We start from the raw sequence: 21,610 nt of genomic DNA, 5'->3' as shown, positions 1-21,610 counted from the left end.
TGGGCGGATGTACCCGATGCCGATCAAGAGTCTCCGGTCGCTGTGGCCCGCCGGTCTGGCCGGTCTTGCCGGCCTGGTCGTCGCCGCGGCCTCCTCGCTGCTGCTTCCGGCATCCGCATCCGCATCCGCATCCGCGTCCGTGTCCGCGTCCGCGTCCGTGTCCGCGGCTCCGACTCCGCCTCTGCCGAGTGCCGGGCTCCTCGTCGCGGCGTACGACTGCTCCCGCACCGAGGGGCCCTGGAACTGCCTCGCCCAGTGTGAGAGCAGCGGCCGGTGGCATGTGAACACCGGGAACGGCTTCTACGGAGGGCTGCAGTTCTATCAGCCCACCTGGGAGTCGCACGGCGGGCTCAAGTACGCGCCGCGCGCGGACCTCGCCACCAAGAAGGAGCAGATCAAGGTCGCCGAGAAGGTGCTGCGCACCCAGGGGTGGAAGGCGTGGCCCGTCTGCTCGAAGAAGATCCCCAAGGAGATCCGGGACGGCCGCGTCGTCGTGCACGTCGTGAAGGCGGGCGAGACGCTGAGTTCCATCGCCCGGCGCTACAAGGTCAAGGGCGGCTGGCAGGCGCTGTATCAAGCCAACCGGAAGGCTGTGGGGAGCGAGCCCGGACGGCTGGCTGTCGGCACGGAGTTGGTCATCAGGAAGAAGACTGTTCCTGAGAAGGCCGCTCCGAAGAAGAACGCCCCGAAGAAGGTTGTGCCGGAGAAGACTGCTCCGAAGAAGACCGCCCCGGAGAAGACCGCCCCGAAGAAGGTCGTTCCGAAGCAAGCAGCTCCGGAGGAGACCGCTCCGTCGACGCCCGCTCCGTCGACGCCCGCTCCGTCGACGCCCGCTCCGGGGAAGGTCACCGCGAAGTAGACCGTCCGGATCGCCTCCGTCGGCCGAGTTCGCTCGCCTCGCCGCTGAACACGACCGCGCCACGGCGCAGTCGGTGCACCACCACTGCCGTCAGGCCCGCGTGTTCGCGCAGTCCCGACGGCAGTCGCTGTTCCGCAGTCAGGACGCAGGCGTGCGCGCTCAGGCCGACGATCAGGTCGTACGTCCGGGACGCGACGGCGGGGGACATGCCCTGGGTGGGCTCGTCGATGAGGATCACTCGGGCGTGGGCCGTCAGGAGGGCGCGGGAGAGGGCGAGCATGCGTTGCTCGCCGCCGGAGAGGGTGCCTGCCCGGCGGGGGAGCAGGGGGCGCAGCTCGGGGTACGCGTCCAGGGCCGGGGTGATGTCGGCCTTCGCCTCGTGGCTGGACAGGTCGAGGTTCTCGTCGACGGTGAGGTGGCCGAACACGGCTGGTCCGTCCGGTACGAAGCACAGGCCCCGCTTCGCGCGTGCGTGCGCGGTGAGCTGGGTGACGTCCGTTCCGTCCCAGGTGACGGTCCCGGTGGCGAGGGGGGCCGTGCCGGCCAGGGCGCGCAGAGCTGTGGTGCGGCCCGAGCCGTTGCGGCCCAGGAGGACGGTGAGTCCGGGGGAGGGGGCGGCGATGCTCACGCCGTGCAGGGCCTCCAAGGGGCCGTAGCGGACGCGGGCCTCGTGGAGCTGGATGCCGGTTTTCATGGGGTCACCCTGTGGAGCACTTCGTTGGGCGGGCCCGATGTGATGATGCGGCCCGCTGCCATGACGTGGACGGTGTCGGCGAGGTTCGCGACCAGGTCGATGTCGTGCTCGACCACCAGGAGCGCCATGCCGTCGGCGGCGAGGGCCCGCAGGACGCGGGCCAGGGCGGCCACTTCGGCGGTGTCCAGGCCTGCCGCCGGTTCGTCCAGGAGCAGCGTGTGCGGTCGGCCCGCCAGGGCTCTGGCCAGTTCTACGCGTCTGAGGGTGCCGGTGGGGAGGTCCGCGGCGGGGTGGTGGCGGGTCGTGTCGTGGTGGAGGGAGAGGAGGCGGAGGGACTGGGTGGTGGCTGTGGGGTCCGGTACTCGGCCCTGCTCCGCGCCTACTTGGACGTTCTCCGTGATGGTCAGCGACGGGAAGACCGCCAGTTGCTGGAAGGTGCGGGCCACGCCGAGGCGGGTCCGGGCGTGGGCGGGGGTACGGGTGATGTCCCGTCCGTCGAAGGTGATGCGGCCCGCTTTGGGGTGGAGAGTGCCTGCCAGACAGTGGAAGAGGGTGCTCTTGCCGGCGCCGTTGGGGCCTACTACGGCGGTGATGTGGCCGGGGGGCACGGAGAGATCCACCCGGTCCAGGGCGGTGAAGCCGTCGTAGGTGGCGGTGATGCGGTGGGCGGTGAGGGGGTGGGGGCGCCGGGGTGCGCGGTGGGGTCCGCTCGGGGGCGGGGCCGCCTCGGTATGTCCGTCCTCGCCATCCGCCGCTGGACGCGTGACCGCTTCGGATCCGGAGTGCCGCGAACCGTGCTCCGGGCGGACATACCGAACCGTCTCCTCGGGCCGGATCGGCGCCTGCGGCCCGGTACGACGCTCGTCCGGGCACTGACTCGGCGGCGGCTCGGTTCCCGTCCGGTCGCTTCCCGGCCGGTCGGTTCCTGTCCGGTGGTTCCCCGCCGGGTCGCTCTCCGCCTGCTCGCGTCCCACCCACCCGCCTCCCGCCCGCTCGTTCCCCGCCCGTTCGACGCCGGGTAATCGGGCGGGTGGGAGGGAGAGCTTGTTCGTGGTGGTGGGGATGCGGGGTGATCGGGCGGGTGGGTGGGGAGTGGGGGTCAGGGCAGTGCGGGCACGTGTGCCCAGGGGCGTCAGGGAGGGGCGCCGGTTCAACCCCGCTGTAGCCGCACGCAGTGCCTCGTACGGGCCTCCCGGAAAGCGGCCCACCAGCACCGCGAGGACACCGATCACCGCCGCGGCCACCCCACCCCGCGTACCCGCGTCAAGGCCCACCAGGAGCGCCGCCGCGACCAGCGAGCCCAGCAAGCTGTCCGCGCCGAGGACCACCACCGCCGCGAACCAGAGCAGCCCCCGCACAGGGTCGTACGCGGCGGGGTCGAAGGCCCGCAGGCCCATGCCCAGCATCCCGCCGCCCAGCGCGGCAAGCGCCGCCCCTGCCACGAAGGCCGTGAGTTTCAGGGTGCGCACCGGCACCCCCGCCGCGCCCGCCCCCGCCTCGTGGTCCCGCATCGCGGCCAGCGCGCGCCCCATACGGCCCCGGCGCATGCTGGTCGCGAAGAGCAACGCCGCCGCGAGCAGGAGCAGTTCCAGGACGTAGTACGCGCGGTCGCTGTCGAAGCCCGCCGGACGGTCCAGGGCGAGGCCCGACGTCGCGTACGGCTGCGCGAAGACGAAGCGGCTGACGCCGACGCCGACGGCGAACGTCGCCAGGGCGAGCGCGAGGCCGCGGCGGCGCAGCGCGGGCCAGCCGGTGAGGAGGCCGAGGGGCGCCACGAGCAGGACGGCCACGGCCAGGGCGGGGAGGTGCGGGAGCTCGGGCAGCCCCGGGAAGCGGCCCGCCGTCAGGAGCGCCGTGAAGAGCGCGCCGAGACCCGCGTACGCCGCCTGGCCCAGGGAGATCTGGCCGCCTCTGCCGGTGACGATCACCAGGGAGAGGAGGATGACGGCCAGGGCCGGGACCTGGACCGAGGTGGTCAGGTCCGAGCCCGCGAAGCCGAGCGGTATGAGGAAGAGGACCGCCGCCACGATCCACGCGCCCGGTGGCGTCGCCACGCGCGCCGTCGCCGTGCGCGGAAGCGTGGTCTGCGAGCCGATGCCCGGGAGTACCAGGGCCGCGATCAGCAGCGCTACTACGAAGAGGTTCGCTCCTACTGCCTGGAGCAGGGGTTCCGCCCAGCCGGAGGGGTGCAGGCGGGTCAGTTGGCTCTGGGCCACGCCCAGTCCCAGGGCCACCACCACCGCGATGAACAGGCTTCGCATGCGGGCCGCCACCGCTACCGCCACCACTTCCATGACCAGGAGCGGCATGCCGTACGGGTCGAGGCGTACGAAAGGGGCGAGCAATACGCCGGTGAGCCCCGCCGTGAACGCGCCGAACGCCCAGCCCGCCGACGCCACCCGGTCCGCGTCGATCCCGCTCAGGACGGCGAGGGGCCGGTTGTCGACCACCGCCCGCAGCTCGCTGCCGAAGCGGGTCCAGCGGGTGATCGCCCAGATCGTGGTGGCGAGGGCGATCGTCACCGCCAACTGGGCCCAGGGGTCCGCCGATACGAGGGTGGAGGCGTCCGCCTTCGCTCCCGGGCCCCAGATCAGCGCGGCGCCTCCGACCAGGAGGACGAAGACGCCGATGGACGCCACCAGGGTCTGGGCCGGGTCGCCGCCCAGGATCGCCAAGGGGCGGAAGACCGCCTTCTCCAGGAGCAGACCGATGGCGGGGGCGATCACGAGGAGCGTCACCGCCGTGGCCAGGGGCAGCGGCCAGTGCCACTCCACCGCCAGGTGGCGCAGGACGTACGCGCAGATCATCGCGATCGCGCCGTGCGCGAAGTTGAGGACACCGGTCGCGCGGTACGTGACGATCAGGCCGATGCCGGTGAGGGCCGCCGCGCTGCCGACCGCGAGCCCGGCAAGGGTGAGGTCGTAGCTCAGGGAGGCCACCGGGTCATCGCTCCGGTGACGGTGGGACCGCGGGGGCCGGTTCCGGTTCGCAGATGGGGCACGGGCTCAGGTCGCCTGTCGCGAGGATGCGGGCGTCCGCGGGGGCCGCCTCCGGCTTTCCCGCCACCAGGGGGCAGTCCGCCCGGTGCCAGAGGGTTCCGCCGGGGATCAACAGGATGTCGTCGCTCGTCGCCACCGCGGCCGTGGACCCCGTGGTGGCGGGCGGCGTGCCCGCCGTCACCAGGAGCTCGTACAGCTCCTCCACGCGAGCCGTGGCCAGAGCGCTCCTGCCGTGGGCGAAGAGCACGGCCCCGGCGACGATCAGTGCCGCCCCCGGCACCGTGCACGACGCCAGATACGGGAGCTGCCGCTCGGCGAAGCGCTCCCCGGACACGCCGTACCAGCCGATCACGCAGAGCACCGCACCGGTGGCGAGGGCGGCGAAGGCAGCCCAGAGCATGGGGCGCACGGCGCTGAGCCGAGCCGAACGAGCTGTCTGATCCGGTCGAGCCGCCCGCATAAGGGCCCCCTGGAACACGTCAGTCACGTCGATGGGCTGTCCATGTCAGTCAATGGATTGCACTATGCCTTCTGGAAGCTGACCCTGAAAGCTCCGGGCCCTGACGGCTCGGCCGATACCCGGCGGTGTACCAGATGGTTCTCTGGACAAGGCCCAGGCGGGGGAGCGACATCAAGCGGGGAAGGGTGCGGAGCGCGGCTATGGCGGCTGCCGTGGTCCTGCTCGTCGCTCCGGCCGCCGCTGCATGCGGCGATGACAGCGGCGGGGGCGGCGAGAGCGATCCGCCGAAGCCGTCCGCCGCCACATCGTCCAAGGACGTTCCCTCGGACGACGCGAGTGCGACGGAGAGTGCGACCGCCACCGCGCCCGCCGATCCCGCGGCGGCCGAGAAACAGGTCAAGAAGAACTTCGAGAAGTTCTTCGATCCCGCCGTCCCCGTGAAGGAGAAGGAGGCCGTCCTGGAGAACGGGCCGAAGATGCGGGGCGTCCTGGAGAGCTTCAACGGCGACAAGCGCGGCAAGCAGGTCAGCGCCGACGTCACCAAGGTCGAGTTCAGCTCGGCGACCGAGGCGGACGTGACGTACGCACTGACGTTGAAGGGCGCCACCGCCCTGCCCGATGCCTCGGGCACCTCCGTCAACCAGGACGACACCTGGAAGGTGTCCGTCAAGACTCTCTGCGCACTGGTGAAGCTGAGCGGCAATGAGTCGCCCGGTCCGGGCTGTTGAGGCCCTGGCCCCAGCCGTAGCCGCGCTGCTCGTGGCGGTGTCGGTGGCGGTGGCCGGATGCGGCAGCCGGCTCCCCGAGAGCGACTTCGAGGGGCGCGGGGGCAGGAGCACGGCGCCCGCCCCGGCCGGGGCGCCGATCCGGGTCGGCGTCATCACCAGTGCGACGAGCCCCGTCGGCGGCTCCGCGTTCACCGGGCCGCGCGACGGGGCCAAGGCGTACTTCGAGCGGCTGAACGCGCGTGGCGGGATCGACGGGCGCAAGGTCGATGTGCGTACGTGTGACGACGGCGGCAGCGGCGTCGGCAACAACGAGTGTGTGGACAAGCTGGTCGACGAGGAGCACGTCGTCGCGCTCGTCGCGACCAGCTCCCTCGACTACGCCGGGGCCTCCCGCGTCTCCCGCGCGCGCGTGCCCGACGTCGGGGGGCAGCCGATCGGGTCCGCGTACGACACCTATCCGCATCTCTACGGGATCTACGGCAGCCTCGCCCCACGCAACGGGAAGCCGGGCTGGGGAGGCAAGCTGGTCGGCGGTACCGAGGTCTACCGCTACTTCAAGCGGGAGCAGGGCGCGCGGACCGCCGCCGTCGTCTCCTACAACCAGGCGGCGTCCGCCGCGTACGCCCGTCTCGTCACCCGGGGTCTGAAGGCCGAGGGCTACAAGGTGGTCACCGAGCAGGTCGACTTCGCGCTGCCCAATTTCCGCGCGGCGGCTGCCGACCTGAAGGAGCAGGGCGCCGACCTGGTCTTCGACGCGATGGACACCCACGGCAATGCCCAGCTGTGCGAGGCCATGGACGCGGTGGGAGCGAAGGTGACCGCCAAGGTCACCAACATCCAGAACTGGACCTCCTCCGTGGCCGAGGACTACAAGGACGCACCGCGCTGCCGCAACGCCCTGTGGGTGACGGGTGCGAGCCGCAACTACGAGGACACGGACCATCCGGCCGTACGCGATTTCCGCGCCGCCATGAAGGGGCACAAGGTGCTCTCCCAGTGGCAGCTGGAGGGCTGGGCCGCCGCCATGTGGTTCACGGACGCGGCGAAGTCGTGCCGGGGGGACGTCACGCGCCGTTGCGTCGACCGCTTCATGGACCGGAAAAAGTCGTACACCGCCCGGGGGCTGCTTCTCCCGGTGACGTACGAGGAGCGGGCCGATCCGCCGGAGACCCGTATGACCTGTGTGTCGGTGGCCCGCTGGAAGGACGGTGAGGGCTGGGTCACACAGGGAAACATGAACAAGAACTGCTTCGACGTGCCGCAGCTCTCCTACCAGCCATGATGCGGATGGACGGGAGGAAAGTTCCCGAATCGGGATACCGATGGCGTATCGCTTCAGGAACAAGATGATGATGAAACCCAACCCTGTTCCCGTAATACCCGTCTAACCCTGCGGTAGGCGGACGAGAAGGACTGTCCGCGGGGAAGCGTGGGATACGGGGACGCATGCACATCTCTTTCCTTATTCATAACGCGTACGGAATCGGCGGGACGATCCGGACGACGTACAACTTGGCGAACACTCTCGCCGAGCAGCACGACGTCGAGATCGTCTCCGTCTTCCGGCACCGTGACGAGCCCGTTTTCTCCCCTGACTCCCGCGTCAGGCTCAGTCACCTCGTCGACACGCGCAAGGACAACCCCGGCTACGAGGGGGAGAGCGCCGACGCCCTGCGGCCCGCCCGGACGTTCCCCACCGCGGAAGGACGCTACGGCCAGTACAGCGCACTCACCGACCGGCGCATCGCCGCGCACCTCTCCTCGCTCAGCTCCGACGTGGTGGTCGGTACGCGGCCCGGCCTGAACGTGCACATCGCCCGTGAGGCGGCGCGCGGCCCGCTGCGGGTCGGCCAGGAGCACCTCACGCTCGACAGCCACTCCAAGGAACTGCGCCGTCAGCTCCGCAGCGTCTATCCGCGCCTCGACGTCCTGACCACGACGACCGAGGCCGACGCCCGCGCCTACCGCCGCAAGATGCGCCTGCCCGGCGTCCACGTCCAGGCCGTGCCCAACCCCGTGCCCGCGCCCGGCATCGAGCCCGCCGACGGCTCCCAGAAGTGGGTCGTCGCCGCGGGGCGCCTCGCCCCCGTCAAGCGGTACGACCTGCTGATACGGGCCTTCGACCAGGTGCGCGCCGAGCGCCCCGACTGGCGCCTTCGGATCTACGGCGGCGGCAAGCAGAAGGACAAGCTGCGCGCCCTGATCGACGAGCTCGGCCTCTACAACCACGTCTTCCTGATGGGGCCCGCCCACCCCATCGAGCCCGAGTGGGCCAAGGGCTCCATCGCGGCCGTCACCTCAAGCCTCGAGTCCTTCGGCATGACGATCGTCGAGGCGATGCGCTGCGGCCTGCCCGTCGTCGCCACCGACTGCCCCCACGGGCCCGGCGAGATCATCGACAACGGTGTCGACGGACGCCTCGTCGAGGTCGGCAACCCCGACGCGATCGCGGGCGGCCTGCTCGAACTGATCAACAACGACACGCTGCGCCACCGGATGGCGGGCGCCGCCCTTGAGGACTCCGCGCGCTTCGACCCGGCCCACATCGCCGAGCGCTACGACGAGATGTTCACCGGGATGCTCGCCCGCGGCAGCTCCTTCGGCGGCCGGGTGCGCGGCTCGCTGCACCGCACCCGTGGGGCGCTGCTGGGCGGCGCCTACGCGGTACGGGACATCGGACATGGGGTACCGACCAGCGGCATACAGACGAAAGGATTCACCGCATGACGGCCTTGGCCACCCCGGACGCCTCACCGCCCTGTGACACCGGTGCCGATCAGGACGTCCCCGCGGCACCGCGCGCCGACTGCATCGCCGATTCCGCGGGCGGTCTCACCTTCGACGTCACCGACCCCGGTGGCGAGGGCGCCGCCTACCTGCTGCTGCGGCGCCGCGATTCCGCGTCCACCGATGAGGACGTGCGCCTGCCGCTGTCCCCCGCCGCCGACGGCAGGCTGCGGGCCGCTCTGCCCAGCAGCGTCGAGCTGGCCGAGGGCCGCTGGAACGCCTACGCGGAGGTCGGGGGCGGCACACCGCGCCGCCTCGCGCCCGGCGTGAACGACCTGCGTTCCCTCGTCGACCGCGCCCCCAGCGGGGCCCGCGCCTACATCGCCGTCCGCATCCCGTACGCGACCAAGCAGGGCAACCTCTCCGTACGCAGCTGGCTGCGCGCCCCGCACGCGGAGATCGGCGAGCTGCGGATCACCGGCACGTCGGTGAGCGTGCAGGGCCGCGTGTACGGCACCGCGCTGACCGGCGCCGCATACGCCGAGGCGTCCCTGCGCGCCGAGCCCGAGTGCGTCGAGCGCTACGAACTGTCCGCGGACGGAGTGGAGTTCAGCTTCACGCTGCACTGCGACGTGCTCGCCGAGAGCGGCCCGGTCCCCTGGGACCTCTGGCTGCGCCCCGCGGGGGACAGCGGACCGCGGGTCCGGCTCGCCCGGCTCCTGGACGACGTGCCGGACAAGAAGCAGATCTTCACCTATCCGTCGGTGCGGCTCGACACCGCGGCGCACGGCCCGCTGGACGCGGGGGCGTACTACACGAACGACAACGACCTCTCGGTACGGATCCGCGAGACGGACGCGATCGAGGACTGACGGCGTCGAGGTCGGTGTCGATGGCATAGAGAACTGACGCTGTCGCGGACCGTGGCTGTCCGCGACGCCGGGCACAATCGGCTCCATGTTGGAGACTTCCGCACGCCTGCTCCGTCTGCTCTCGCTCCTCCAGGCCCACCGTGACTGGTCGGGCGCGGACCTGGCAGAGCGGCTCGGCGTCACCCCGCGCACCGTGCGGCGTGACGTGGACCGGCTCCGCGAGCTCGGCTACCCCGTCAACGCGAGCCCCGGCACGGGCGGCGGGTACCAGCTGGGCGCGGGCGCCGAGCTGCCGCCGCTGCTCCTCGACGACGACGAGGCGGTCGCGGTGGCCGTCGGTCTGCGCACCGCGGCCGGACAGGGCATCGAGGGCATCGGCGAGACCTCCGTACGCGCCCTGGCCAAGCTGGAGCAGGTCCTGCCGAGCAGGCTGCGGCGCCGGGTCGGCGCGCTCACGGCGTTCACCGTGCCGATGTTCCGCACCCCGCAGCGGCAGGCCGTGGACCCCTCGGTCCTGACCGAGCTCGCCCACGCCTGCCGGGACGCGGAACGCGTGCGCTTCGACTACCGCGACCACGGCGGCAGTTCGACCCGCCGCACCGTCGAACCGCACCGCCTCGTCTGCACCGAGCGCCGCTGGTACCTGGTCGCCTGGGACGTCGAGCGCGACGACTGGCGGACCTTCCGCGCGGACCGGGTCACGCCGAGGCCGCCGCACGGACCGCGCTTCGCCCCCCGCACCCCGCCCGCCGACGACCTCGCCGCCTACGTCTCCAAGGGCATCTCCACGCGCGCGTACGCCGCCCAGGCGGTGTTCCGGCTCCTGGTGCCCCTGGAGCAGGCGGCCCAGCGGGTCACCCCGTCCGACGGCACCCTCGAGGCCGAGACCGAGCACAGCTGTCTGCTGCGCACGGGCGCCACGAACCTGGACGTCCTGGTGATCCATGTGCTGCTGATGGGCTTCGAGTTCGAGGTGGTCGAGCCCGCGGACTTCACCGAGCGGCTCAGCTCGGCGCGTGATCTCCTGAGCCGGGCCCTGGACCGGGGTGTGCGGCCTGCGGATCCGGGGCCTGGAACGCCGCGTACTCGGGATGGTGCAGATCGAACGCCGGGGACTCGGAGCGGATCCGGGGCAGCGTGACGAAGTTGTGGCGCGGCGCCGGGCAGGCGGTGGCCCACTCCAGGGAGCGGCCGAAGCCCCAGGGATCGTCGACGTCGACCTTCTTGCCGTACTTGGCGGTCTTCCAGATGTTGTAGAGGAACGGCAGCGTGGACATGCCGAGCAGGAACGCCCCGATGGACGAGACGGTGTTGAGCACCGTGAAGCCGTCCGCCGCCAGATAGTCCGCGTACCGCCGTGGCATGCCCTCCGCGCCCAGCCAGTGCTGGACGAGGAACGTGGTGTGGAAGCCGACGAAGAGCGTCCAGAAGTGGATCTTGCCGAGCCGTTCGTCGAGCATCTTCCCGGTGAGCTTCGGCCACCAGAAGTAGAAGCCGCCGAAGGTCGCGAAGGCGACGGTGCCGAACACGACGTAGTGGAAGTGCGCCACGACGAAGTACGAGTCGGTGACGTGGAAGTCGAGCGGCGGCGAGGCCAGGATGACGCCGGTGAGCCCGCCGAAGAGGAAGCTCACCAGGAAGCCGATCGACCACAGCATCGGTGTCTCGAACGACAGCGAGCCCTTGAGCATCGTCCCCGTCCAGTTGAAGAACTTCACGCCGGTGGGGATCGCGATGAGGAAGGACATGAAGGAGAAGAAGGGCAGCAGGACACCGCCCGTCGCGAACATGTGGTGTGCCCATACGACGACCGAGAGCCCGGTGATGGCCATTGTCGCGCCGATCAGGGGCAGATAGCCGAAGATCGGCTTCCTGCTGAACACCGGGATGATCTCGGAGACGATCCCGAAGAACGGCAGCGCGATGATGTAGACCTCCGGATGCCCGAAGAACCAGAAGAGGTGCTGCCACAGCAGCGCACCGCCGTTCTCCGGGGCGAAGACCATGGATCCGAAGCGCCGGTCCGCCTCCAGGACGAGCAGCGCGGCGGCGAGCACGGGGAACGCGAGCAGGACCAGGATCGAGGTGAACAGGACGTTCCAGGTGAAGACGGGCATCCGGAACATCGTCATCCCGGGCGCCCGCATCCCGATGATGGTCGTCAGGAAGTTCACCGAGCCGAGGATCGTGCCGAACCCGGCGAGCGCGAGCCCCATGATCCACAGATCGGCGCCGACTCCGGGCGAGCGCTCCATGCTGTTGAGGGGCGCGTAGGCGAACCAGCCGAAGTCGGCAGGGCCGCCGGGCACCATGAGCGAGCCGAGCACCATCAGGCCGCCGAAGAGGAACAGCCAGTACGAGAGCATGTTGAGCCGTGGGAAGGCGACGTCGGGCGCGCCGATCTGCAGGGGCATGATCTCGTTGGCGAAGCCCGCGAAGGTCGGCGTCGCGAAGAGCAGCAGCATGATCGTGCCGTGCATGGTGAACAACTGGTTGAACTGGGTGTTCGACATCAGCTGGAGCCCGGGACGGGCGAGCTCGGCCCGCATCAGCATGGCCATCAGGCCGCCGACGAGGAAGAACGCGAAGGCCGTGATCAGGTACAGATGGCCGATCTTCTTGTGGTCGGTGGTGGTCAGCCAGTCCACGAGGATCCGGCCCGGGCTCGTGTGCCTGACGGGTCGCGCCTGTGGTGCCTCGGTCTCGGTACCCATACGCCCGCCCCTTCGCCGTCGCGCACCGTGGGCCTGCCAGCCGGGGCCATGATGCTCGCGTCACCCCGACTCCGACAGGGGGCGTTCGAGCCCGCTGTGCTGGAACCATGAATTCCTTATGCGCCGTCACATCCCCTGGATCGTCCAGGATTCGAGAATTGCGGGGGGTGTGAAAAGGTGCTCGGACCACCTTTCGGTCGGGCCATTACGGTCGTTTCCGGTCGCCGTCGACGGGCTCGCGGTAAATACAGGAATCACGTCTGAACAAGTCCGGAACCGCCCGTACGTGTGACGGAGTTAAGGGGAAACGGGCGTCGTGATCCTGTGACAAAAGCGTGACCGGAGAGGGACCGGTGACCCATGGTGTCCGGCTACGGCTTCCCCGGCCGGGCCACGCCGCCTACCGTGGCGGTCATGGCACCTATACCGACTCCTCCCGCCGAACCCCAGGACAGCTTGGACGCCTACGTGGGCCTCGCGGCCGATGGCGCCGAGCAGCAGGCCCGCGAGCGCGGCTGGTCCCCTGTCAGGGCGCTGCCGCCGGGCGCGATCATCACCATGGAGTACCTCGCGGGGCGGCTCAACTTCGAGGTCAAGGAAGGCGTCGTGACCCGCTGCTGGAAGGGCTGACCCTCCGACGCGTGCGGCGCGGACGAGCGAGTGGACAGGCGAAAGGCCCCGGTTCCGAGACGGAACCGGGGCCTTCGCGATGCGGGGGATGGGTTGTGCGTACCGACCCCCGCTGTCCTGGGGTTAGCCGCCGGCCACCGGGCGGGCCGGCGTGGAGGCGCGTGAGGTGCGCTCGGAGTGCGGCGGGCGGCGGCTGCCCGCCGGGGTGACCGGGCTGCGCTCGGAGCGCGGTGTGTGCGGGCCCGGCGCGAGGTGGGAGCGCGCGGTGCGCGGGGCGCCGACCGGCTCGCGGACCTGGGGCTCGTCGGCCGGTACGGCGGCGGCCTGCGGCGACATCGCGGGGACCGGGGTGACCGGGGCCGGGACACCTGCGCCCGCACGGCGGTCGCGCCAGAGGTCCCGCACGCTGAAGATCCAGCCCTCGACCCGGGTGAGCAGCGGCTCCACCCAGGGCAGCGCAAGGAGGACGAGCAGACCGGCGGCCCAGCCGAGGAAGACGTCGCTCAGCCAGTGCGTGCCGAGGTACACGGTGGTCAGGCCGACGCTGAGGGAGACCACGGCCGAGAGCGCCGAGAGGTAGCGGCGGGTGCGCGGGGTGGAGGCCATGTAGGCCAGGATTCCCCAGGTCACCACGGCATTGGCGGTGTGACCCGAGGGGAATATATCGCCGCCGAGACCCATCTCGCTGGCGCCGATCGTGGTGGCGTAGTGGGGGCCGAGGCGGCCCATGCCGATCTTGGCGGCGCCGACCGTGACGTTCAGGAGCAGCAGCGCCGCACCGAACGTCAGGAGCGGGCGGATGGTGTGCTGACGCCAGGAGCGCCAGCCGAGCCAGGCCGCGACCATCACGGCCGTCGGGCCGCGCTGGCCCAGGACCACCCAGTAGTCGAGGAAGGCGTGGATCTCTGGCCACTGCTGGTAGGGCCGGAAGAACATGACCTGCCAGTCGAACCGCACGAGCCAGGTCGTGGCGAGCACGGCGACCACGATGGCGAGGTAGAAGGCCAGGGTCGCGCTGAAGAGCACGATCCGGTGCCTGCTCATCCTCGGTACATCGAGGCCGGCCGGTCGTTCCGGTTCACGGTCGAGACGGGCGAAGACCCGATCCAGACGGGTGAGGTTTCGTTCGGTACGCACCCAATCGACGTTACAGCGAGTGAGTGTGTGACTAGGCCGAATCAGTGGCTTTGTGATGACGATGTGATGTGGCATTCCTCTCAGGCGGAGGTTTATTCCTACGGATTCCGTATTAGGTCACGAGCCCCTTACTTAATTTGTTGATCATTAGTGGGGCAGTTTTATGGTGCTTATGAATTCGTTCACCGTGGCCTGGTGTGGAATTTCCCCCGCGCTCACCGGGGCCGCAGAAATGATCATGGCGGACCCGAGCCGTTCAGCCAGAACGCCCCGTACACCGCGCTCGCCACGGCCACACCCCCGAGCACCAGGGCCGACCTGGACGTACGCAGCCGGGCGAGCGCCACCGCGAGGGGCAGCAGCAGCGGGAAGGCGGGCAGCAGGAGGCGCGGCTTCGAGCCGAAATAGCCCGCCGCGCACAGGGCGAGCGCCACGACGATCCCGGTGTAGACGAGCAGCGGCAGCGGCTGCCTCCGTCGTACGCCGATGACGTACAGCCAGATCACCAGGGCGACCCCGACGATCAGACCGACCCCCGCCAGGGCCGCGGGGAAGCCGGTGAACTTGTCGCCGATGAAGCGGACGAAGGCGTAGCCGAAGTCGAAGCCGTTGCCCCAGCCCGCCTGCACGTCGAGATAGCCGAGGAGGCCGTCGCCGGTGCGGTGGCCGACCCACAGGACGTAGCCCGCGGCCCCGAGCGGCGCGAGGACCACCCCGAGGATCATGCGCCACCCGGCCTCCCGCTCCCGGCGGATGTGGACGGCCGCCGCCACCCAGAGCGCCGCGACGACCGCGGCGCCCACGGGCCGGGTCAGGCCCGCGCAGGAGGCGAGCACGCCCGCCCACACCCAGCGGCCGGTGAGCACCGCGTAAAGCGACCAGGCAGCGAGCGCCGTGAAGAGCGACTCGCTGTACGCCATCGACTGCACGATCCCCACGGGCAGGACCGCCCACAGCGCGACCGCACAGATCCCCGCGCGGCGCCCGTAGAGGTGGTCGGCGATCGCGAAGATCCCCGCGGCGGCGCAGAGCGAGGCCAGCCAGCTCACCACCAGGCCCGCGTCGGCGTACGAAAGGGGGCTGATCGCCGAGACGAGCCGCTCGAGCCAGGGCAGCAGCGGGAAGAACGCGAGGTTCGAGTGCACGCTGCCGTCCGGGAGTTTCACCTCCCAGCCGTAGCCGAAGTCGGCGACGCGGGTGTACCAGAGCGAGTCCCAGCGGGCCGTGAGGAGCGTGTGCGGGTTCTTGCCCGCCGCCGCGCTCCACACCGCGAGCACCGCGACCCCCAGGGCGCGCACACCCGCGTAGGCGAGCAGGGCGGGCGCCGCACGGCGCAGCGCGGCGCTCGCACGGGCGCCGTGCGAGGGCGGCGGCAGGCACTGATCAAGGTCGTTCACGGGCACGATTATCTGCGTAGGCGGGAACCGTCCGCCCGGCCGGGTGCGTGGTCCAGGCGTGTGCGGCGTGGCGTACGCCACACTCTCTCCGATCAACCATGAGAGGTCCGCCACGCGCCACGGCCGTGAACTCGCGTACTCTGACGGCTCACTCGCCCATCGCCGCCGCCAGCTGGGAGATCACGTCCCGCAGGGCCGCCGATGCGAGGGATCACTGGGAGGTATCGCACATGTCGGGTCCAACCACGGCCACCGCTCCTTCCGGCCGTCGGGTACCCGGGTCGCAGGGCGGCGCCAACCGCTGGCTGGTGCTCGTCGTTCTCTGCGTGAGCCTGCTGCTCGTCGCCGTCGACGCCACCGTTCTGCATGTGGCGGTGCCCGCCGTCACCGAAGATCTGAAGCCCGGCGGCATCGAGCTGCTGTGGATCGTGGACGTCTATCCACTGGTCTGCGCCTCGCTGCTCATCCTCTTCGGCACCCTCGGCGACCGGGTCGGCCGCAGACGCGTGCTGCTGCTCGGCTACGCACTCTTCGGCGTGGCGTCGGCCGTGGCCGCCATGGCGGACAACGCCCAGATCCTGATCGCGGCCCGCGCCCTGCTCGGCGTCGGCGGTGCGATGATCATGCCCGCGACCCTCTCGATCCTGCGCCAGGTCTTCCCCGACCGGCGTGAGCGTGCCGTCGCCATCGGTGTGTGGAGCGCGGTGGCCGGAATCGGCGCCGCGGGCGGGCCGCTGCTCGGCGGTTTCCTCCTCGAGCACTTCTGGTGGGGCTCGGTCTTCCTGATAAACATCCCGCTGATGCTGGTCAGCCTGCCCATCGGGCGCCTGCTGCTTCCCGAGTCGACGGGCGACCGCGACGGGCCGTGGGACGTGATCGGCGCGCTGATGGCCGCGGGCGGACTCTTCGGCCTCGTGTTCGCGGTGAAGCGGGCCGGTGGCGGGGAGTCGCCGTTCGGCATGACGACGCTCCTCTCGTTCTTCCTGGGCGGGGTCCTCCTGATCGGCTTCGTGCGCAGGCAGCGGCGGCGCAAGTTCCCGCTCATCGATCTGTCGATGTTCGCGCGGCCCGCGTTCAGCACCTCGCTCGGCTGCATCGTGCTCGCGATGCTCGCCCTGGTGGGCCTCGAACTGGTCGCCGCGCAGTATCTGCAGCTGGTGCTCGGGCTCTCCCCGCTCCAGACCGGCCTGCGGCTCGTGCCGCTCACCGTCGCCGCGATGGTCGCGGGCCTCGCCGGATCGAAGTTCCTGCACCGCTTCGGTCCGCGCGTGATGGTCGCCTCAGGCTTCATCCTGACCGCGGTGGCCGTCGTGGTGCTCACCGGCATGGGCGACAAGATCAACGACCCGCTGATGATCACCAGCTTCGTGCTGCTCGGCCTCGGCCTGCAGACCACTCTCTTCGGGTCGTACGAATCGATGCTCAGCGAGGCGCCCCAGTCGCAGGCGGGCGGCGCGGCGGCGATCGGCGAGACCTCGTACCAGCTGGGCGCCGGCATCGGCATCGCGCTGCTCGGCAGCGTCATGAACGCGGCGTACGCGCCGGGCCTCTCGTCCGTGCGGGGCGTCCCCGACAAGGAGAGCGCCGCCGCGAGTCACTCCCTCGGCGAGGCGTACGAAGTGGCTTCGGGGCTCGGCGGCGGGGCGGGCGACGCGTTGCGCAGCGCCGCGCGCGAGTCCTTCGTGCACGGGCTGCATGTGACCTTGCTGGTCAGTGCGGGGCTGCTGCTGCTCGGCGCGCTGATGGCGCTGAAGCTGCCGCGGACCATGGAGTGCGGGGCGCAGGAGGAGCAGCCCGAGCAGGCGATTCCGTCGCCCCGGGAAGCGGTGGAGGTTCCCGGGGAGCCCGTCCGCCGCTGAGCGGAGCCCGTCGTCGTCCGCCGCTGAGGCAGTAGGGCAGGAAGGCGGGCAGGTCCCGGACTCCGGCCAGGGGCGGGCGCGGGGGAAGGCGGGCGGCTCTGGACGTGCGGGATGCTGCGTCGTAACGTCAGCCGAGCCTAGATAACTACCACTGCTAGTTTTCGTGTCGCCGGAGGCCCGCATGTCCGCAAGCGCCCGCACACCCCTGCCGCCCTTCGACCCCACCGACCCCCTCGGCGTCGACGACCTCCTGGAGCCGGAGGACCTCGCGATCAGGGAGACCGTCCGCACCTGGGCGGCCGACCGCGTCCTGCCGCACATCGCCGACTGGTACGAGAAGGGCGAGCTGCCCGGCATCCGCGATCTCGCCCGAGAGCTCGGCTCGCTCGGCGCGCTCGGCATGTCCCTGGAGGGCTACGGCTGCGCGGGGGCGAGCTCCGTCCAGTACGGCCTCGCCTGTCTGGAGCTGGAGGCCGCCGACTCCGGCATCCGCTCGCTCGTCTCCGTGCAGGGCTCCCTCGCCATGTACGCCATCCACCGCTTCGGCTCCGAGGAGCAGAAGCAGCACTGGCTGCCGGGGATGGCCGCGGGCGAGATCATCGGCTGCTTCGGCCTGACCGAGCCCGACCACGGCTCCGACCCGGCGGCCATGCGCACGCACGCGAAGAAGGACGGCACCGACTGGGTGCTCACGGGACGCAAAATGTGGATCACCAACGGATCGGTGGCCGGTGTCGCCGTCGTCTGGGCGCAGACGGACGAGGGGATCCGCGGCTTCGTCGTCCCCACCGAAACGCCCGGTTTCTCGGCGCCCGAGATCAAGCACAAGTGGTCGCTGCGCGCGAGCGTCACCAGTGAGCTGGTGATGGACGAGGTGCGGCTGCCGTCCGACGCCGTGCTTCCCGAGGTCACCGGGCTCAAGGGCCCCCTGAGCTGTCTCTCCCACGCGCGCTACGGCATCGTCTGGGGAGCCATGGGCGCCGCCCGCTCCTCCTTCGAGGCAGCCGTCGAGTACTCCAAGACCCGCGAGCAGTTCGGCAGGCCCATCGGCGGCTTCCAGCTCACCCAGGCCAAGCTCGCCGACATGGCGGTCGAGCTGCACAAGGGCATCCTGCTCGCGCACCACCTCGGCCGGCGTCTGGACGCGGGCAGGCTCCGTCCCGAACAGGTCAGCTTCGGCAAGCTCAACAACGTACGAGAAGCGATCGAGATCTGCCGCACGTCCCGGACGATCCTGGGCGCGAACGGGATCTCGCTGGAGTACCCCGTCATGCGGCATGCGACGAACCTCGAATCGGTGCTCACCTACGAGGGCACCGTCGAGATGCATCAGCTCGTGTTGGGCAAGGCGCTCACCGGCCTCGACGCTTTCCGGTGAGCGGCCTCGCCCGCTAGCTCTGGTTGAAGAAGCCGTCCGTCGGACGGCTCGTGGCCTCCCCGTTGACGATGTGGGTGTCGGCGGGGGTCAGCAGGAAGACCCGCGTCGCCACGCGCTCGATGGAGCCACGCAGGCCGAAGGTCAGTCCTGCCGCGAAGTCCACGACGCGCTTGGCGTCGCCGGGCTCCATCGATGTGAGGTTGATGATGACCGGGACGCCGTCCCGGAAGAGCTCGCCGATGCCGCGCGCGTCCCGGAAACTGTCCGGGGTCACGGTCCCGATCCGGCGCCCTTCCTCCTCGGCTGCCTCGGCCACCACCCGCACGCGCGGGTCGGTCACCCAGGCATCGCCGGGTCCCTCGGCCGCGTCGTCGTCATATCCGTCGTAGTAACGCTCGTCGTTGTTGTTGTCGTCGACGAGGCCAAGCCAGGCACTCGCCTTGCGCACCGATCCCATGGACGCCTCCTCTCACAGCGGGCTTTCTGCGTTCCGCATCCCCATGTTCGTCCATGATGCTGATAGTGCGCCAAGTGGATAGTCGCCGCGCGGGGTTTTCGTGACGGTACTGGTGCAGAGTCAACACGCTGATACACGTGGCTCCCCAAGGGGTCTGCTGTGTACGGCTGCTGACAGTGAGTGAAATATGATTCTTCACGGCGTATGGGTGACGACCGGTGCGTCCGGGTGAACGGACCCCTCGATACGATGCCCGAGTTGATCGTCAGCGGGCTCACGGGGGAGTCGTATGTTCGGAATTGTCAGGCCCTGCAGCCATCGTCTGGGCGAGGGGCTCAAGGCTCAGTGGATGGCCCATCTGTGCGGACTCTGCCTCGCCCTCCGAGGTGATCACGGACAGTTCGCCCGCGTCGTGACGAACTACGACGGCCTGATCATCTCGGTTCTGACGGAGGCTCAGGCCCAGAAGTCCACCGGGTGGCGCCGCACGGCGGGCCCCTGCCCCCTGCGCGGCATGCGCACCGCGTCCGTCGCTCAGGGCGAGGGCGCGCGGCTCGCCGCCGCCGTCTCGCTGGTCCTCGCGTCCGCGAAGGTGCGTGACCACGTCGTCGACGGGGACGGCCTCCTGGCCCGCAGGCCGGTGGCCGCCGCCGCCCGCAAGGTGGCACGGAGCTGGGACCGGGCGGGCGCCCGCACCGGCGCCGACGTGGGCTTCGACACGGCGGTCCTGCTCGACGCCGTCGAACGCCAGGTCGGCATCGAGGGCTTGGCGGGCCCCGGTACCTCCCTGCTCACGGTCACCGAGCCGACCGAGACAGCGACCGCGGCGGCCTTCGCGCACACCGCCGTCATCGCGGGCAGGCCGGACAACGCCGAGCCGCTCGCGGAGGCCGGGCGCCTCTTCGGCAGGCTCGCGCATCTCCTGGATGCCGTGGAGGACAAGGAAGCTGACGCCGCATCGGGCGCCTGGAACCCGCTGACGGCCACGGGCACGGGCCTGGCCGATGCCCGGCGTCTCGCCGACGACGCGCTGCACGGCATACGCCTCGCGCTGCGCGACGCCGAATTCACCGACGGCAAGCTCGCCCACATGCTCCTTGCGCACGAGCTGGGGCGTTCGGTGGACCGCGCCTTCGGGACCGACGCCTGCGGGCACGCACACGAGGTGACGGACCATCAGGGCGGTACCTTCGGGCCGCCGCAGGGTGGTCCGCCGAGCCAGAGCGGACCGTACGGACCTCCCTCCAGCGGTCCGTACGGCCCGCAGTCCCCGTACGGAGGTGGCAATCCGTACGGAGGCGGGGTGCCCGGTGGGCCAGGAGGTCCTGGCGGTCCGGGCGGGCCCGGCGGTTTTGGTGGCGGGCCCGGGTTCGAGCCGCAGCCGCCGAAGCCGGGCAAGCGGGGGTTCTGGGCGGGGTGCGCGGTCGCCATCGGCCTCTGCTGCACCTGCAAGCTGTGCTGCGCCGATTCGTACGAGGGGCCCTGGTCCCGCAAGAAGCGGGAGGGCTGCTGCGCCAACTGCGGCGACTGCGGGTGCTGCGGCATCTGCGAGTGCTGCCAGTGCTGCGACTGCGGGCTCTAGGAGCCGCTCTGAGCCGCAGTCAGTCCGTGACCCCGGTCAGTCCGTGCACCAGTCAGTCCTTGATCTCCGGCGGGGAGATCTGGGACTTCTCGATCGCGGAGTCCTTCGTGCCCCACTTCTTCAGGATGCGGTCGTACGTGCCGTCCTCGATCAGCTGGTTCACCGCTGCCTGGAAGGCGGGCGCCAGCCTCGTGCCCTTCTTGAAGGCGAAGCCGACGTCGAGACGGTGGTACTCGCCGAGGAACTTCAGCCCCTCCTGCTGGTCGACCGCGTAGCGCAGGCCGTTGATCGTGGACATCACCACATCGGTGCGGCCCTGCTGGAGCGAGCCCCAGATCGCGCCCTGCTCGGCGTACGTCTTCACGCTGTACGGCTTCTTGCCCGCGTCCTCGCACACGTGCTTGTTGTCCTCCAGGGTGACCTCGAAGGTGGTGCCCGCGCCGGTCGCCACGTTCAGACCGCACAGCTGCTTGAAGTCGGTGACCTTCTTCAGCTTGCTGTCGTCGCGGACGGCGAAACCCTGGCCGTCGTTGATGTACGTGACGAAGTCGATGGTCTTGCGCCGCTCCTCGGTCACGCCGAAGTTTCCGGTGCCCAGGTCGTACTTCCCGCTGTCCAGGGCGGGCAGGATCGCCTCGAAGCTCGCGGCCTCGCGCTTCAGCTTCAGGCCGAGCACCTTGGCGACGGCCGCCGCGAAGTCGGCGTCCTGGCCGACGATCGTCTTGCCGTCCTCCAGGTAGGTGTTGCCCGGCGGGCTGCCGCCGACGGCGGTCGCGAGATTGAGGGTGCCCCGCTCGCGTACGTCCGCCGGCAGGAGCTTCGCGGCCGCCGCGTTCTTCTCGACCGGGGAGACCACGTCCTGCGTGGGGATCTTGGTGCTCTTGCCCGCGGGTGCCGCGCCGCCCGCGGTGTCGGCGGGGTCGCCGGAGCCGCAGGCGGTGAGCGTGAGCGCGGCGGCGGTGATCAGTGCGAAGGCCGCCGGGATGCGACGGGAATATGCGTAACGACGGGAATGCGGGGACTTGCTCATGGCGTGACGCTCTCCATCAGGCAGCAGGGCAGGGCGAAGCGGACGTACGGCGAGGGAGGGGTGCCGTCGCTCAGAAGTTCAGACGCT

General features: G+C 70.6%; 17 protein-coding genes and 1 pseudogene. 10 read left to right on the top strand and 8 right to left on the bottom strand.

Features of this window, described 5'->3' with window-relative positions; genetic code table 11:
* The first annotated feature begins 16 nt into the window (after positions 1–16).
* The gene (locus ACWFRJ_RS17955; RefSeq protein ID WP_453531005.1) at positions 17–859 is read left to right on the top strand and encodes a transglycosylase family protein; all 843 of its coding nucleotides are present in this window, start codon (positions 17–19) and stop codon (positions 857–859) included.
* On the opposite strand, the gene ACWFRJ_RS17950 is transcribed toward ACWFRJ_RS17955, so the two are convergent.
* From ACWFRJ_RS17950 to ACWFRJ_RS17940, 3 genes are read right to left on the bottom strand one after another with little or no spacing between them, the layout of a single operon-like run.
* The gene (locus tag ACWFRJ_RS17950) at positions 846–1,553 is read right to left on the bottom strand and encodes an ATP-binding cassette domain-containing protein (protein ID WP_453531002.1); all 708 of its coding nucleotides are present in this window, start codon (positions 1,551–1,553) and stop codon (positions 846–848) included. The genes ACWFRJ_RS17955 and ACWFRJ_RS17950 overlap by 14 nt on opposite strands.
* Positions 1,550–4,492, bottom strand: coding sequence for an ABC transporter permease subunit (locus ACWFRJ_RS17945; RefSeq protein ID WP_453530999.1), 2,943 nt, complete (start codon positions 4,490–4,492; stop codon positions 1,550–1,552). Before ACWFRJ_RS17945 ends, ACWFRJ_RS17950 begins: the two co-directional genes overlap by 4 nt.
* 4 nt (positions 4,493–4,496) lie before the next feature.
* On the bottom strand, positions 4,497–5,012 hold the full coding sequence (locus ACWFRJ_RS17940) for a hypothetical protein (RefSeq protein ID WP_453531197.1): 516 nt from the start codon (positions 5,010–5,012) through the stop codon (positions 4,497–4,499).
* 200 nt (positions 5,013–5,212) lie between these two features.
* Here ACWFRJ_RS17940 and ACWFRJ_RS17935 point away from each other — a divergent pair, with 200 nt between their 5' ends.
* From ACWFRJ_RS17935 to ACWFRJ_RS17915, 5 genes are all read left to right on the top strand, one after another.
* Entirely contained in the window at positions 5,213–5,740 is a 528-nt protein-coding gene (locus tag ACWFRJ_RS17935; RefSeq protein WP_453530997.1) for a hypothetical protein, read from the top strand.
* Positions 5,715–7,022: an ABC transporter substrate-binding protein gene (locus ACWFRJ_RS17930; RefSeq protein ID WP_453530994.1), complete on the top strand. Its 1,308-nt coding sequence runs from the start codon at positions 5,715–5,717 to the stop codon at positions 7,020–7,022. Before ACWFRJ_RS17935 ends, ACWFRJ_RS17930 begins: the two co-directional genes overlap by 26 nt.
* A 164-nt stretch (positions 7,023–7,186) precedes the next feature.
* A complete protein-coding gene (locus ACWFRJ_RS17925; protein WP_453530991.1) occupies positions 7,187–8,467 on the top strand; it encodes a glycosyltransferase family 4 protein in 1,281 nt (426 codons plus the stop codon).
* Positions 8,464–9,339: a hypothetical protein gene (locus ACWFRJ_RS17920; RefSeq protein ID WP_453530988.1), complete on the top strand. Its 876-nt coding sequence runs from the start codon at positions 8,464–8,466 to the stop codon at positions 9,337–9,339. The genes ACWFRJ_RS17925 and ACWFRJ_RS17920 overlap by 4 nt, the downstream gene beginning before the upstream one ends.
* A gap of 85 nt (positions 9,340–9,424) precedes the next feature.
* Positions 9,425–10,480, top strand: a complete 1,056-nt coding sequence (locus tag ACWFRJ_RS17915; RefSeq protein WP_453530986.1) for a helix-turn-helix transcriptional regulator — start codon at positions 9,425–9,427, stop codon at positions 10,478–10,480.
* Here ACWFRJ_RS17915 and ctaD read toward each other — a convergent pair.
* A pseudogene (ctaD, locus tag ACWFRJ_RS17910) lies at positions 10,371–12,053 on the bottom strand (aa3-type cytochrome oxidase subunit I); the annotation flags it as partial. The gene ACWFRJ_RS17915 and the pseudogene ctaD sit on opposite strands and share 110 nt — an antisense overlap.
* A 414-nt stretch (positions 12,054–12,467) precedes the next feature.
* Between ctaD and ACWFRJ_RS17905 the strand changes: the two are divergent.
* Positions 12,468–12,683, top strand: coding sequence for an I78 family peptidase inhibitor (locus ACWFRJ_RS17905; protein WP_453530983.1), 216 nt, complete (start codon positions 12,468–12,470; stop codon positions 12,681–12,683).
* 123 nt (positions 12,684–12,806) lie between these two features.
* Here the strand turns inward: ACWFRJ_RS17905 and ACWFRJ_RS17900 are convergent, their stop codons facing one another.
* Both ACWFRJ_RS17900 and ACWFRJ_RS17895 read right to left on the bottom strand, forming a co-directional pair.
* The gene (locus tag ACWFRJ_RS17900) at positions 12,807–13,820 is read right to left on the bottom strand and encodes a phosphatase PAP2 family protein (RefSeq protein ID WP_453530980.1); all 1,014 of its coding nucleotides are present in this window, start codon (positions 13,818–13,820) and stop codon (positions 12,807–12,809) included.
* 236 nt (positions 13,821–14,056) lie between these two features.
* Positions 14,057–15,217, bottom strand: a complete 1,161-nt coding sequence (locus ACWFRJ_RS17895; protein ID WP_453530977.1) for a glycosyltransferase family 39 protein — start codon at positions 15,215–15,217, stop codon at positions 14,057–14,059.
* A gap of 230 nt (positions 15,218–15,447) precedes the next feature.
* Between ACWFRJ_RS17895 and ACWFRJ_RS17890 the strand changes: the two genes are divergently transcribed.
* Both ACWFRJ_RS17890 and ACWFRJ_RS17885 read left to right on the top strand, forming a co-directional pair.
* Positions 15,448–17,076: an MFS transporter gene (locus tag ACWFRJ_RS17890; RefSeq protein WP_453530974.1), complete on the top strand. Its 1,629-nt coding sequence runs from the start codon at positions 15,448–15,450 to the stop codon at positions 17,074–17,076.
* A 181-nt stretch (positions 17,077–17,257) separates the two neighbouring features.
* On the top strand, positions 17,258–18,454 hold the full coding sequence (locus ACWFRJ_RS17885) for an acyl-CoA dehydrogenase family protein (RefSeq protein WP_453530971.1): 1,197 nt from the start codon (positions 17,258–17,260) through the stop codon (positions 18,452–18,454).
* Positions 18,455–18,467: 13 nt separating this feature from the next.
* Here the strand turns inward: ACWFRJ_RS17885 and ACWFRJ_RS17880 are convergent, their stop codons facing one another.
* A complete protein-coding gene (locus ACWFRJ_RS17880) occupies positions 18,468–18,911 on the bottom strand; it encodes a cell division protein SepF (RefSeq protein ID WP_383275957.1) in 444 nt (147 codons plus the stop codon).
* A 289-nt stretch (positions 18,912–19,200) separates the two neighbouring features.
* On the opposite strand from ACWFRJ_RS17880, the gene ACWFRJ_RS17875 reads away from it, so the two are divergent.
* Complete coding sequence (locus tag ACWFRJ_RS17875; protein ID WP_453530967.1) at positions 19,201–20,493, top strand: DUF5685 family protein; 1,293 nt, start codon at positions 19,201–19,203, stop codon at positions 20,491–20,493.
* Between the two features lie 52 nt (positions 20,494–20,545).
* Here ACWFRJ_RS17875 and ACWFRJ_RS17870 read toward each other — a convergent pair whose 3' ends face one another.
* Entirely contained in the window at positions 20,546–21,523 is a 978-nt protein-coding gene (locus tag ACWFRJ_RS17870) for an ABC transporter substrate-binding protein (protein ID WP_453530964.1), read from the bottom strand.
* Between the last annotated feature and the right edge of the window lie 87 nt (positions 21,524–21,610).

The organism is Streptomyces sp. NPDC055239 (genome assembly GCF_053606205.1).
Note: the sequence above shows the minus strand (reverse complement) of the source record. Positions and strands in the feature narration are given on the sequence as shown.

Bases quoted from the DNA above. Each gene is read 5' to 3' on its own strand.
- ACWFRJ_RS17955 (WP_453531005.1), top strand. From the start codon at position 17: ATGCCGATCAAGAGTCTCCGGTCGCTGTGGCCCGCCGGTCTGGCCGGT.
- ACWFRJ_RS17950 (WP_453531002.1), bottom strand. From the start codon at position 1,553: ATGAAAACCGGCATCCAGCTCCACGAGGCCCGCGTCCGCTACGGCCCC.
- ACWFRJ_RS17940 (WP_453531197.1), bottom strand. From the start codon at position 5,012: ATGCGGGCGGCTCGACCGGATCAGACAGCTCGTTCGGCTCGGCTCAGC.
- ACWFRJ_RS17935 (WP_453530997.1), top strand. From the start codon at position 5,213: ATGGCGGCTGCCGTGGTCCTGCTCGTCGCTCCGGCCGCCGCTGCATGC.
- ACWFRJ_RS17930 (WP_453530994.1), top strand. From the start codon at position 5,715: ATGAGTCGCCCGGTCCGGGCTGTTGAGGCCCTGGCCCCAGCCGTAGCC.
- ACWFRJ_RS17925 (WP_453530991.1), top strand. From the start codon at position 7,187: ATGCACATCTCTTTCCTTATTCATAACGCGTACGGAATCGGCGGGACG.
- ACWFRJ_RS17920 (WP_453530988.1), top strand. From the start codon at position 8,464: ATGACGGCCTTGGCCACCCCGGACGCCTCACCGCCCTGTGACACCGGT.
- ACWFRJ_RS17915 (WP_453530986.1), top strand. From the start codon at position 9,425: ATGTTGGAGACTTCCGCACGCCTGCTCCGTCTGCTCTCGCTCCTCCAG.
- ACWFRJ_RS17905 (WP_453530983.1), top strand. From the start codon at position 12,468: ATGGCACCTATACCGACTCCTCCCGCCGAACCCCAGGACAGCTTGGAC.
- ACWFRJ_RS17890 (WP_453530974.1), top strand. From the start codon at position 15,448: ATGTCGGGTCCAACCACGGCCACCGCTCCTTCCGGCCGTCGGGTACCC.
- ACWFRJ_RS17885 (WP_453530971.1), top strand. From the start codon at position 17,258: ATGTCCGCAAGCGCCCGCACACCCCTGCCGCCCTTCGACCCCACCGAC.
- ACWFRJ_RS17880 (WP_383275957.1), bottom strand. From the start codon at position 18,911: ATGGGATCGGTGCGCAAGGCGAGTGCCTGGCTTGGCCTCGTCGACGAC.
- ACWFRJ_RS17875 (WP_453530967.1), top strand. From the start codon at position 19,201: ATGTTCGGAATTGTCAGGCCCTGCAGCCATCGTCTGGGCGAGGGGCTC.
- ACWFRJ_RS17870 (WP_453530964.1), bottom strand. From the start codon at position 21,523: ATGAGCAAGTCCCCGCATTCCCGTCGTTACGCATATTCCCGTCGCATC.